The sequence below is a fragment of the Leisingera sp. ABM4_060 genome, from assembly GCF_056158765.1.
On sequence record NZ_JBSWTX010000001.1, the window covers coordinates 2,571,015 to 2,583,351 of the forward strand.

Annotated in this window: 13 protein-coding genes and 1 pseudogene; 5 read left to right on the forward strand and 9 right to left on the reverse strand. The window is 59.0% G+C overall.

What is annotated here, in order from left to right; genetic code table 11:
* The first annotated feature begins 182 nt into the window (after window positions 1-182).
* Window positions 183-983 (forward strand): annotated as a pseudogene (locus ACXAEH_RS12325) (IS5 family transposase).
* 174 nt (window positions 984-1,157) lie between these two features.
* On the opposite strand, the gene ACXAEH_RS12330 reads toward ACXAEH_RS12325, so the two are convergent.
* A complete protein-coding gene (locus ACXAEH_RS12330) occupies window positions 1,158-2,318 on the reverse strand; it encodes an MFS transporter (protein ID WP_475033131.1) in 1,161 nt (386 codons plus the stop codon).
* 95 nt (window positions 2,319-2,413) lie between these two features.
* Here ACXAEH_RS12330 and ACXAEH_RS12335 point away from each other — a divergent pair, with 95 nt between their 5' ends.
* Together ACXAEH_RS12335 and ACXAEH_RS12340 are read left to right on the forward strand one after the other, a co-directional pair.
* Window positions 2,414-3,745, forward strand: a complete 1,332-nt coding sequence (locus tag ACXAEH_RS12335; protein ID WP_475033132.1) for an aminotransferase-like domain-containing protein — start codon at window positions 2,414-2,416, stop codon at window positions 3,743-3,745.
* A 314-nt stretch (window positions 3,746-4,059) separates the two neighbouring features.
* Window positions 4,060-5,411 (forward strand): IS3 family transposase gene (locus tag ACXAEH_RS12340; protein ID WP_475031037.1). Its coding sequence is split into 2 segments (ribosomal slippage): window positions 4,060-4,396 and window positions 4,396-5,411, totalling 1,353 coding nucleotides; the frame shifts between segments, so codons are not numbered across the junction.
* Window positions 5,412-5,445: 34 nt separating this feature from the next.
* Here ACXAEH_RS12340 and ACXAEH_RS12345 read toward each other — a convergent pair.
* The gene (locus tag ACXAEH_RS12345; RefSeq protein WP_475033133.1) at window positions 5,446-5,994 is read right to left on the reverse strand and encodes a glutathione S-transferase family protein; all 549 of its coding nucleotides are present in this window, start codon (window positions 5,992-5,994) and stop codon (window positions 5,446-5,448) included.
* An 81-nt stretch (window positions 5,995-6,075) separates the two neighbouring features.
* Entirely contained in the window at window positions 6,076-7,041 is a 966-nt protein-coding gene (locus ACXAEH_RS12350; RefSeq protein WP_475033135.1) for an MBL fold metallo-hydrolase, read from the reverse strand.
* A 179-nt stretch (window positions 7,042-7,220) separates the two neighbouring features.
* Between ACXAEH_RS12350 and ACXAEH_RS12355 the strand changes: the two genes are divergently transcribed.
* A complete protein-coding gene (locus ACXAEH_RS12355) occupies window positions 7,221-7,562 on the forward strand; it encodes a winged helix-turn-helix transcriptional regulator (RefSeq protein ID WP_475033137.1) in 342 nt (113 codons plus the stop codon).
* A gap of 42 nt (window positions 7,563-7,604) precedes the next feature.
* On the opposite strand, the gene ACXAEH_RS12360 is transcribed toward ACXAEH_RS12355, so the two are convergent.
* Window positions 7,605-8,459, reverse strand: coding sequence for a LysR family transcriptional regulator (locus ACXAEH_RS12360; RefSeq protein WP_475033139.1), 855 nt, complete (start codon window positions 8,457-8,459; stop codon window positions 7,605-7,607).
* Between the two features lie 136 nt (window positions 8,460-8,595).
* On the opposite strand from ACXAEH_RS12360, the gene ACXAEH_RS12365 reads away from it, so the two are divergent.
* Entirely contained in the window at window positions 8,596-9,015 is a 420-nt protein-coding gene (locus ACXAEH_RS12365) for a cupin domain-containing protein (protein ID WP_475033141.1), read from the forward strand.
* A gap of 84 nt (window positions 9,016-9,099) precedes the next feature.
* Here ACXAEH_RS12365 and ACXAEH_RS12370 read toward each other — a convergent pair whose 3' ends face one another.
* The 5 genes from ACXAEH_RS12370 to ACXAEH_RS12390 form a co-directional block, all read right to left on the reverse strand.
* The gene (locus tag ACXAEH_RS12370) at window positions 9,100-9,666 is read right to left on the reverse strand and encodes a hypothetical protein (RefSeq protein WP_475033143.1); all 567 of its coding nucleotides are present in this window, start codon (window positions 9,664-9,666) and stop codon (window positions 9,100-9,102) included.
* Window positions 9,663-10,064: a hypothetical protein gene (locus tag ACXAEH_RS12375; protein ID WP_475033145.1), complete on the reverse strand. Its 402-nt coding sequence runs from the start codon at window positions 10,062-10,064 to the stop codon at window positions 9,663-9,665. Before ACXAEH_RS12375 ends, ACXAEH_RS12370 begins: the two co-directional genes overlap by 4 nt.
* A gap of 24 nt (window positions 10,065-10,088) precedes the next feature.
* Window positions 10,089-10,790, reverse strand: a complete 702-nt coding sequence (locus tag ACXAEH_RS12380; protein ID WP_475033146.1) for a GDSL-type esterase/lipase family protein — start codon at window positions 10,788-10,790, stop codon at window positions 10,089-10,091.
* Window positions 10,791-10,904: 114 nt separating this feature from the next.
* Window positions 10,905-11,801, reverse strand: a complete 897-nt coding sequence (locus tag ACXAEH_RS12385; protein ID WP_475033147.1) for a LysR substrate-binding domain-containing protein — start codon at window positions 11,799-11,801, stop codon at window positions 10,905-10,907.
* A 118-nt stretch (window positions 11,802-11,919) separates the two neighbouring features.
* Window positions 11,920-12,312, reverse strand: a complete 393-nt coding sequence (locus ACXAEH_RS12390) for a hypothetical protein (protein WP_475033148.1) — start codon at window positions 12,310-12,312, stop codon at window positions 11,920-11,922.
* Between the last annotated feature and the right edge of the window lie 25 nt (window positions 12,313-12,337).

The window sequence follows — 12,337 nt, forward strand, 5'->3', positions numbered from 1 at the left end:
TTCCGAAGTGAACATCAGGACGCCTTCGCCACCGGTGGAACAGGAGGCGCGAGCGGGGATGCCGGGCGCACGAAAACGGAATTGGAATGCCGAAAACGGCAAAACGATACGTCGCCCTAGGGTCAGGACCCATTGATTTTCGCCTTGCAGCATGATTCACGGTTCTAAAACGAGCGGTGAATATGTCTGATCTCTTCTGGCTGACCGACGCGCAGATGGCGCGTTTAAAACCGTTCTTCCCAAAGTCCCACGGCAAGCCTCGAGGCGATGACAGGCGCGTTCTGAGTGGAATTATCTTCATCAATCGCAATGGGTTACGCTGGCGTGACGCGCCTGCTGCCTATGGCCCGTACAAGACGCTGTACAATCGCTGGAAGCGTTGGAGCGATAAGGGTGTCTTTGCTCAGATGATGGTGGGTTTGGCCGCCGAGCATGGCGAGGAGAAGACTGTAATGATCGACGCAACCTATCTGAAGGCCCACCGCACCGCGACCAGCATGGGCGTCAAGTAAGGAGGGTAAGGAATTGATCCAGTGGATCAATTCCCCGACGAACGGGGGCGTGGACGGCTGATTGGGCGGACCAAGGGCGGCATGAATACAAAGCTGCACGCCGTCTGCGATAGCAAAGGCCGTCCGCTGAATCTGTTCGTTACTGCCGGGCAAGTCAGCGATTACATTGGCGCAAGGGCGTTACTGAGCAGCCTGCCAGATGTCGACTGGTTACTCGGTGATCGCGGCTACGACGCCGACTGGTTCAGAGAAGCGTTGAAAGACAAAGGGATACGCCCCTGCATCCCCGGCCGGAAACAACGCAAGAAGACCGTCAAATACGACAAGCGCCGATACAAACGGCGCAGCCGGATCGAGATCATGTTCGGCAGGCTGAAGGATTGGCGGCGTGTGGCAACCCGATACGACAGATGCTCAAAGGTCTTTCTGTCAGCCATAGCACTCGCCGCACTCGTCATTTACTGGCTATGAGTCCTGACCCTAAGATTGTGTCAGGAGAAAAAAGGGGCGGGAAATAATACCGGCAACGGTTGGTGCAGCTTTATTGTCCATTTTAGCACCTTTTTCTGTCATTCGTGAGCAGCTTCTGGCGTTGAGCTGGGAGCGCGCCCTCGCAACAAGCTTCTGATTGGGGGGCGTTCTGCTTCAGGCGGGCTCAGCCTCTCCATGCGGCGTCCGGACCTGCCAGACGGCGACCGACAGGACCGTCGCGGCCAGCAGGGCAAGGAAGAAGGCGCTCATGGCGGGCAGCAGGCCGAACATGTCGGCAAGCGCGCCGCTGGCAATGACCGGGAAGGAGAACCCGACATAGGCGTAGACGAACAGGCCAGCCGTGGCGCGGGCCCGGTTTTCGGGGGCGCGCATGGAGAATTCCGACAGTCCAGAGAGGTAGACGAACCCGTAGCTGGCGGAGCTGGTAAGGCCGGTGCCGGCAAGAACCAGAATGATGGACTGGGTCCAAACTCCGCCCAGCACCATCACAAAGCCCAGAGGCACAAGCACATAGCCGGTCAGCAGGGCCTTGGGGTTGCTCAGCCGGCGGGCAAACGGCTGGCACAGAAAGCCGATGAAGATCGCCAGGAAAATGACCAGCCCCGTGTAAGCGCCGAAACCCTGCGCTTCCAGTTGCAGCGGAACAACTGCGATGGTCATCCCCGTGGTGGACCAGGCGAGGGCTAGTGCCACGCCAAACGGCCAGGTCCGCGGCGGAAAGACGGGCAGCCGCAGCATCGAGACAGACTTCCGCACATCCACCCGGGGCAGAAGCAGCGCGCAGCCTGCCAGAACCGGCGCTAGGGCAAACAGCACCAGGAAGCTTGCCGGCATGATGCTGGGACCCTGCAGGTCCAGGCTGATACCCGTTGCCAGGGCGCCGCCGCCAAACCCCAGCGATGTTGCAGAGGTGACATACAAAGCCGCTTGCCGGGCTTTGGCTTCCCCCAGGATCTCGGTCATATAGGCCGTGCCCGCGGTGGTGGCAAAACCGGTTCCGGCACCCAGCATGAAGCGGGCTGTAACCAGCACCGTCCAGCTTGGCGACATCACAAGAAACACGGTTGCCGCAAACCCGAGCAGAAGCGCAATCGCGATCGGAACCCGGCGCCCGATGCGGTCCGACAGCCCGCCCAGCAGCATCAGGGTCGGCATCAGCCCGGCGACATAGGCGGCAAAGGCGAAGGTCACGGCCGTTGCACCAACCCCGCTTTCCGCAGCGTACAGGCTGTACAGCGGGGCTTGAAGGTTTACAGCAAAGGTCACAGTGAACAGTGCCGCGGCGAGGAGTGTACAGGGAATAAGTTTCGTCATGGGTGTGTCCGTGTCGTCTGCATTTACTTTTGGTTGACACAGCGCCGACATCAGTACAATTTTTTTATTGTACTAAGGACAGCGGCATTTTGCTCATGATGAAATACACAGAACTGGCGGCACTGATTGGCGAGCGTATCAAAAGCGGTGCGCTCCCGCCCGGCACCCGGCTGCCAACCCACCGGACGTTTGCCGAAGAGCACGGGGTCGCCCTGGCAACGGCCACGCGTGCCTATTCCGAGCTGAAGCGACAGGGATTGATCCTGGGTGAAGCCGGCCGGGGCATGTTTGTGCGCGACCCGGTGTTGCCTCTGACGCTCGGACTTGAGCAGAGCGGCAACGACAGCCTGATAGACCTGGTCTTTAACATTCCGGGCGGTGCCAGCGACGCGGAATTCCTGCGGTCCGGATTGAAACGGCTTGCGGCCTCAGGCGATCTGGAAGCCATGCTGCGCTACCAGCCGCATGGCGGTCGGCCGCATGAACGCAAAATTGTGGCCAACTTTTTGTCATCCTGGCCCGATGAGATGGACCCGCAGCGCGTATTCCTGACCTCAGGCGGCCAGCACGGTCTGGCCATCGCCATTCTCGGCCTGCTGCAAACCGGCGACGCCGTCGGCACGGACTGCCTGACCTATCCCGGCTTCGCTTCAGTTGCAGGGCTGCACAGAATTTCACTGGTGGTCGTCCCCGGCTGTCAGGGCCTGATGGATCCCGGCGAGCTTGAAAAACTGTGCCGGGAGCGGAAGCTCAAGGCGCTTTACCTGATGCCGACGGTGCATAATCCGTTTGGCTCTGTCATGCCCGAGGAAACCCGGCTGGCCATTTGCGACGTGGCGCGGCGGCATGATCTGATCCTTATCGAAGACAGCGCCTATGCCTTTCTCGAAAGCGATCCGCCCCCCAGGTTTGTGGATCTGCTGCCAGAGCAGACTGTCTATGTTGGCGGGTTCTCCAAGAATATCGCAACAGGGCTGCGCATCGGCTACATTGTGGTTCCGGAACGCTTCACCGGCGCGGCCTCCAGGGTCATCCGGGCGACCACCTGGAACACACCAGCACTGATTTCCGCACTTGTCACACATTGGATCGAGGACGGAACAGTACAGGAGTTCGAAGCCGGGCGGCGCGCATTGGGGGTGCGAGGCCAAAAGCTGTGCCGGGAAATTCTCGAAGAATTTCCGATGTGCGCGCATCCCAACGCGAGCTTTATTTGGCTCCCCCTGAAGAAAGGCGCGCGCGCAGAGCCCATCACGGCACGTTTGTCCGAGCAAGGAATTGCAGTCTCTTCAGCGGTGCCCTATGCGATCACCGATGCTGTCCCGCAAGCAATTCGCCTCGCCTTTGGCGGTATCTCCGAACATGAACTGAGTTTTGGTTTGGAGAGGGTCCGCAATGAGCTGGTTGCCTTGAATTCCGCGCTCTAAAGACCCCTGGCAGATTCGGCCGTTACTCCGGCTTGTACTAGTGACAATTCTGATTCTCTTAAGACGTGCAGTGAACCGAAAGCATGGCAAAACTAGGGTGTGTCCTGATGCGCAACGGCAGGCGGGGCAGAGGCTGCCCTGCTGCCTCCGCCGCAAAGCAGGCATCATTCATGCCATCTGCGTTACATTGCGATTGGGATTTTGTAGAAATTCGCAGAAACCTCGGAATTGTCTGACGTCAGCGCCAATGGGACAGTTTAGGCTGATTTGATAAGAGAGGGTTTCTGGCACATCGTAACCGCCAAGGAGTGGAGATGAGACAGAAACCCGGAACCAAGCAGAGCCACGGCGAGAGGGTCGTCAAGGATATCCGCCGGGCCACCCGCAAGCAGTATTCAGCGGAAGAGAAGATCAGGATCGTTCTGGACGGCCTGAAGGGCGAGGACAGTATTGCTGAGCTGTGCCGCCGCGAGGGCATTGCTCAGAGCCTCTATTACAGTTGGTCCAAGGAATTCCTCGAGGCTGGGAAGAAGCGCCTGGCGGGCGACACGGCGCGTGCAGCGACGTCGAGCGAGGTCAAGGATCTGCGAAGTGAGGCGCGCGATCTTAAAGAGGTCGTTGCCGAGCAGGCATTGGAACTGCGCCTTCTGAAAAAAAGCATACTCGGGGATGGGGGCGATGGCGAATGAGGTACCCCGCATCCGAGAAGCTGGAGATCATCCGGCTGGTGGAAGGATCGCATTTGCCAACCAAACGCACGCTGGACAAACTGGGCATCCCCAGAGCGACCTTCTACCGCTGGTATGACCGGTATCTGTCTGGCGGCCCTGAGGCGCTTGAGGACCGCCGCCCCAGGCCGCCACGGGTCTGGAACCGCATTCCCGAGGCGGTCCGGGAGAGGATCAAGGACTTGGCCCTGAAGGAAAGCGAACTGTCGCCGCGCGAATTGGCCGTGCGCTTCACTGACACGGAAAAGTATTTTGTGTCAGAGGCTTCGGTCTATCGCATCCTCAAGTCCTATGATTTGATCACCAGCCCGGCTTACGTGGTTCTGTCGGCGGCAGACGAGTTCCAGGACAAGACAACGCGTCCCAACCAGCTGTGGCAGACTGACTTCACCTATCTCAAGGTCATCGGTTGGGGTTGGTTCTACCTATCCACGATCCTGGACGATTACAGCCGCTACATCATCGCTTGGAAGCTCTGCACGACGATGAAGACGGGCGACGTGACCGACACCCTGGATCTGGCGCTGCAAGCCTCGGGCTGCAACCAGGCGAAGGTTCTGCACAAGCCACGGCTGCTATCAGACAACGGTTCCAGCTACATCTCTGGCGAGTTGGCTGACTGGCTGGAAGATCAGCAGATGCATCACGTTCGCGGTGCGCCATATCACCCGCAAACCCAGGGCAAGATCGAGCGGTGGCACCAGACCTTGAAGAACCGCGTCCTGCTGGAAAACTACTACCTACCGGGCGACCTCAGGCAGAAGATCGGCACCTTCGTCGAGCACTACAATCACCACCGTTATCACGAGAGCCTGCTGAACCTGACACCCGCTGACGTCTACTTCGGGCGAGGGCAAGCCATTCTAAAACAACGAGAAAGGATCAAACGAAAGACCATCGAAACGCGGCGCTTGCTTCACCGCAAATCCGCAGCATAATCAGACCACCAGATGAGCCAGACCCTCTCTTAGATCACGCCGCAATCTGTCCCAAAATCCCTGACAACGGACACCAGATACAAAGTTTTGCAAAGGCTGCGTCCTCCGGACACATTTCCGGCCGGTAAGCTCTCGTAAGGGCCTGCATGATTTCCAGGGAGTCTGCAGAGGCAATGGCGCCAGCGGTATTATCCCACAAGACGGGTACAGTTACCCGGCCTGAATAAGCAGGATCTGAAGCTGCATAAACTTTCCAAAGAACATCTTCTCCCACGGGCGGCGCAGATCCTGGGGCAAAACTCCAGCCCTCTGGTCCACCCAGCCATGGGCCGCAATATGTAATACCCAAGGCTGGTTGCGGAACAATTGCCAGCATCAAAAGAACCCGGTGGGCAAAAGGACAGGCCTTTGCTGCAAAAAGATGGTAGCTCCCGGGCCAGTCCCGCAGGCGCTGAACATCCGGTTCTTCCCTTGATGCCGGGGTGGCAAAGCTCGCTTCAATGTCGGCGCCACGATCGGGCAGAGTTTCAAGATCCCTGTACCATTGGCCCCGAAACATGCCGCGCTTGGGTGCAGTGCTCATGTGCATCGCCTTAAAATTCAAGCGGAGCAGGCGGCCGGCCTGCTCCTGTTTGCAAATAAAAACCCTGACCGCTTGGTCATGTCAGACGTCGAAACGGTACTCGTCCGGCTGCCAGGCATAGGTTTCGCCCGAACGCAGAACCCTGCCAAAGGTCGGGAAAGGCAGGTGCGCGGAGGCAACCAGCACGCCTTCTCCGGCGGCCAAATCCAGCAGGCTGGCACGGGTTTGTTTTCCGGTTGCGCCATCGACATCGAAGGCCAGGCCTGCTTCCGGGTGGGCGAATTGAACCGACGCGACACCGCAAGCGTCCCCCCAGATCAGCAGATCCTCGCCACCTGAAGACAGGCGGTAGCCGCTGTGGCCCGGCGTGTGGCCATAGAGCGGCACCGCTGTGAAGCCCGGGATCACTTCGGGCGCGCCTGAGAAAACGTGGATCCGGTCGTCATATGCGGTTTTCACCCTGATCGCGGCATCAAACCAGGATTTGGCGAAGTCAGGTGCTTTTGACTGTTCAGTCGCCGACGTCCAATAGTCGAACTCGAGCCCAGCAACGTGGATTTGCGCATTCGGGAACACGGCTGCACCGTTTTCCAAGAGGGCACCAATGTGATCAGGGTGCATGTGAGTGATCAGAATGTCATCCACCTGATCCGGCGTGTACCCTGCCGCGGCGAGAGCGGAAAGGAATTTGCCAGCGGTCGGACCGAACAAATCTGCCGATCCGGTATCAACCAGAACCAGGCGGTTGCCCTGATTAATCAGATAGGAGGTGACGCCAATCCGGATCGAGCCATTGTCCGGCAAGCCAGCCGCTGCTGCCAAGTCTTCCACCGATGCCTGCTCGATACCTGTCCAAAACCCGTGGGCGACGTCAATATAACCGTCCAGCAAGGCCGTGACCTGGGCATCTCCTACCTTGCGGCGGTAGAATCCCGGGGCTTGCTCGTTTGCCAAAGGAGCCTTGGCGGAAACTGTAGCCGGCAGAACCGTTGCGGCGGCAGCGGCAGCAGCGGTACCAAATACCTGTCTGCGAGTGATTTGTGTCATCTTCGATCTCCTTGCAAATAAGCCGCAAGCAAGCCCGGGGAAACAACGTACCGGCCGGCAGACCCCATGTGAGGTTCTTAAAACCAGTGTCTCTTGCTTGCATCGCTCGAAGCAGACGATAAGATTTAAGGAACCGAACCAAAAGTACGCACCTTTTAGTTCCTATAGGGTTTTCACAAATGCTTGATATCAAGCCCGATCCATACGCAGCCCTCTGCCCTTCCCGTCAGATCATTGCAGTGATCGGAGACAAATGGTCCTTGCTAATCATCCCCCTGCTACTGGACGGACCAATGCGCAACGCCGAATTGATGCGGGCGATTGAAGGGATTTCACAGAAAATGCTGACCCAGACTTTGAAAAGGCTGGAAGACTACAATTTGGTCACCCGCCGCGACTATGGCGAGGTACCACCCCGAGTGGACTACCGCCTGTCGCCGCTTGGGCATTCTCTGGCCGCCGTGATCAGCTCGCTTGACAACTGGGTGATTGAAAACTTCGAGGACATGACCCGGAAGTAAAGCCACGCTTGATCCGGTGCCCGCCCTGCCCTCAACCCGGTATCAGTTCAGAGTGCGCTTCATAAATTTACTGAAGGCCTGGATCAGCGGATTGCCGCGGTTGCTGGGATGGTACAAGCACCAGATTTCGGAGAACTCACTGACCTCCAGACCATCCATTTTGACCAAACCATCGGTGAGCGCAGGCAGGTCCGGCACCAGTGAAACACCCAGGTCCGCCCTAACGGCCCGTATCATGAGGCTCATAGAATCGAAACTTGTGACCGAGGCACACTCCGCCGCGTTCATTGCAAACCATTTCCTGACAGGATGCTGTGCCAGGCCGCTGCCTGGCACCAGCCAATCGAAACTGCCGCTATTGTCGTCTCCATGTGGCGGCGTATAGCCATGGCCCCGCACAGCAGCATATTCCAGCCTCCTGAGAAACTGCCCCATCAATTGTTCAGGCGGATTGGCCGAAGGGCGAACCGCCAGATCAAACCCGCGCTCCCACAGCTTAGCGAATTGATTGCTGGTGCTGAAATCAATGTCGACATTGGGACATTCGCGCCGGAAGCCGGCAAGGTTCGGCAAGATGAAATACTCCAGCAGGAGATCCGTAGTGGTGATCCGCAGACGGCCGGTCAACTGATCATCCAAGCCAGAACAGATGGCCTCAGCCTGAGACAGCGCCTCGCTGATTTCCCGCCCCTGTTCGGCCAGCTCTTCGGCTGCCGGGAAAGGGTGAAAGCCGGTCTTGGAGCGGGAAAATAATGGCGCGCCGGCTTTGGCCTCGATCCGCTTGATCGCCCGGAACACCGAAGACACATCCCGGTCCAGAAACCGGCCTGCCCGGTCAAGGGTCCGCTCCCGGCACAGTGCCAGGATTACCAGGAGATCATCACCGGTCAGTTTCATCGGCACCCCCGAAACAGATCATTGCAACCGCGCATATTTCGCCTCTCCGCCATTTTCGTAGGTTCATTTGCCTCAACTTCCGCCCATGGGGCAGCCGGATCGGCTGCCGCCTGCCATTGACAAAGGAGATCATGAAATGGGTTTTTTGAAACTTGCCGCCGCAGCCGCGGTTTCGCTCACCGCAGCAACCGCGGCATTTGCGGACACCGGGCTGATGACGAAATTCGACGACATCAAATGGACCCCGATCGAGGGCACCCCGATGTCGCTGTCCATTCTTTGGGGTGACCGCAATACCGGCCCCTATGCCATGTACCTGAAGATGCCTGGCGGTTTCGAGGTTCCCGAACACGCCCACACCTACGCCTATGAAGGCATCACTATCCAGGGCGAATGGCAGCACAGCTTCGCTGGCGAAACAAAGGTGCTGCCAGTCGGATCGCGCGTTACCCAGCCCGGCAACGCCTTTCACGGTGACGCCTGCGTGAGCGAAGAGGACTGCGTTCTGTTCGTTTTCCAGAGTGGCAAGGGCGATGCGATTTTCCACAGCGAATAATCTGCCTGTTCCGTCTGTCACGAGTACAGCCGCCCCCTTCCGGGGCGGCTTTTGCCTAGGCAACTTGCTGGCACCGGGCAGGGCCTATTGCCGTTTCCGCCACTGCTGCTCATAAGTTTCAAAAGCTTCAGCGAACCTTTCCAGCGGCCATTCCAGGCTAAATCGGCGGCCATGTCGGCCCACGAATTCAAACCGCAAAACACCGCCCAACTGCAGGGCTTGCAGAACTGCCGCCGACTCTTCCTCATCCAGGCTGCAGTCCGCCCACAAAAGACACCGGCGGTCCCGCATTTGCCAAACGGTCCGGCCAGCTCTGTCTATCCGGAAACCATCTGCCACGAAGGCCGTACCCGGCTCTGGGCCAAACATGACATCATGCGCACCGCTCGCATCCTTCTGCGGCGTCACGAATGTAAAAAGGGCCCCGAATTTAGGGGCTTCGGCATACACATCCACCCAGCGGATGTAGCACCTCTTTTTCAAGGCCCCCTGCTCCTCACGTTCATCGCAGATGGTGTTCCAGATGCCATGCGAAGAATAATGCGTGACCCGCCAATTCCCCGCGGTGTCACGCCCTTGCAGGTCTTGCGCTCCGGCGGCACCCGCAATCAGCAGGCCGATGCCGCCGGCCAGGCCGCGCAGCCGGCTCATCCGCTTTGGCCTACCAGTTGCCGCGCTGCCTCCATTGCCGCACGCCAGTCATGGCCGTGGACTGACACAATCCCACCAGCCTGCGAAACAAAGAAGATCGGCGGATAGACAAACTCCAGATGAGGAGCCGCGAGACGCAGGATTGGATCACTCTCGCCGTAGACACCCGGGGTCGGCACATCCCGTGTCCGCGGGATCACGTTGTCCTCTACCGCGAAACCCAGCGCGTTCCCTTCTGCTCTGACCTCGGCCAGGTGGTCCCTTTTGAAAGCCATGCAGGGCGGGCAGTCCTCGGCGCCATAAAAGTGGAACGTAACCGCCCCGGCTGCGTTTGCCTGACCACCTGCGGCCACGGCCAGCGCGACCATTGCAGCGGCACAAAACATCCGTCTTTTCATCATCTTATCTCCTGTTCTGGAAAACTACCATTCGGCTGCATCCGGGGCGTAAACGCTCAGCAATTGCTGGGCCACCGGAGCTATCGCCCGCCCCAAGCGGCGTTGAGCCTCGGAAGACAAGTGTACGCCATCAGCCCCGTCGGCCCTGATGATCTGTCCCGCGTCGAACATCGGTATGCCCGTCCGTTGCGACATCAGGCTGAAGGCTGATGCCAGACGCTCCGAAGGCTCCTCCGCAGCGCCAAAGAGATATCCCAGCGCCCCCTTGTGCGGATCTATCAGGGGAGGCGGTGCAACGACGAGAACCTGCCGCACCCCGCCCGCACGCAGGATCCGGGCCAGTGAGAAGGCTGAGCGCGCTATTGTCTCAGCATCCCGCTGCAGCCCCGCCTGAAGGTCATTTGTGCCCAGCATGATGACTGCGAGATCCAGCGGCATATGCTGCGCCGCCACCTGCGGGATAGGGGTGCGAACCGCCAAACCGATGTTGTCCAAGGGCGCCCCGTGCTGCAAATCGGTCCGGCGTCCAATGCGGCCCTCCTCAATGACAACCGCCTCTTCCAGCTCTGCGCCCATAACAGCGCCCCAGCGGCTGCCGCCATCATGCCGGGCACCGGATGCATTCGAACCCCATGTATTGCTGTCGCCCAGCACCAGGATACGCGCTTCCGCCAAAGCCAGGCTCGGCAGCAGGCAGATAGCGATGGCAATCAGGTGTTTGCGCATGAGAAGCTCTCCGTTCGGCGGCACGCTTTTTGGCCAATCTACCGCCCGCGATCGGCTGTATGCAGAAGGCACTTTTTGGTAACTATGCCAATCCGGTTCACATTTGCGGGAGCTTCAGCCCTTGGCGGCGTCTGAAATCCAGTCCACGAACTGCCGCACCGCCCGTTTCCGCATCGCTGAGGGCGAGCGCAACACTCTGTAGTGATATCCCGGCAATTGCGGGCCTTCGAGCTGCACTAGGCTGTCTTCGAACTCGGAGGAATTCACAATCGTCCGGCTTAGCAGAGCAGCACCGTGACCGCGTTTCAGTGCGTCGAATGCCAAGTTGTAGGCATCAAAACTCATCCGGCGGAATGTCTCGAAACCATCCCGGCCAGCAGCTGAAAACCATGCTTTCCAGGACGGCGCCGTCAACGCGGAATTCTCCCAGCGGACCTCGATCAGACGCTGCTTGGTCAGCAATTCAATCCGGGCGGCCCTGCCCGGCTGCAGCAGTGATTTGCTGACGGCAGCAACATAGTACTCCTGATAAAGCGCGATTTCCGCGCTGCCTTCGGGAGGCTTTGCACCATAGCGGATCGCCACATCAATTTCGCTGCCGCTCAAGTCCGCAACCCCTTCGCTGGCATAAACATTCAGCGTCAGCTGCGGAAAGGTCTCGTAGAACTGGCCCAGCCTGGGCTGCAGCCAGTAGCGGGCGAACTCGCGGGTTGTCGAGATGTTGACCGAATTGGCGTCGATGTTGCCATAGGTCTCCTCAAACGCGGCTGCCAGGCTGTCCATGCCGCGGGTGATATCCGGCAGCATCCGGGCGCCCTGGTCCGTCAGCGTGATATTGCGGCCCGAGCGCTCGAACAGCTTGATGTCCAGCAATGTTTCCAGATGCCGGATCTGATGGCTGACGGCTGTCGGTGTCACCGAAAGCTCATCCGCAGCGTCCGAGATGCTCTGCAGCCTGGCGGCGGCTTCAAAGGCGCGGATCGCGTTCAGAGGTGGCAAGCGTCTTTTCATCTCACCCTTTCATGGCATGGACGGCGGTGTCAGACAAAGTTGAAATATCTGCATGAAAGGGATTGAAACTGATTGGGACCCGGGCCGCCCGGCAGACAGGAGGCCCAGGGCCGCAGCGTCAGTGAATGTCGGAATAGGTGATGTTGACGCTGTCCACGTTCACCAGATCCAGAAACGGCTTGTTCACCGGGTCCGCAACAAATTTATCCAGAGCGGCACGGCCAGCCTCTTCGCTTTCCCAGTAAACGACTTCAATCCAGACACCGTCAGCCTGAAGCGCCACATGGCGGTCAACGAAGCCTTCGTAATTGGCGTGCAGGTTTGCGTTCACAGTGCCGCCGGCTGCCGCGGCAGACATAGCTTCGACGGTGACGCCCTCCTTGGCCTTGAAGGTGACGTATTCTATGGTTCCGGCTTTCGTCAGGTCTGCGGCCATTGCGGTGGTCATAGCTCCTGCGGCCATGGTTGCTGCAAACACCGCGGTCTTCAGGCCGGTTGCAAATTTCATCATATCGGTCTCCTCCTGTTGCATGATG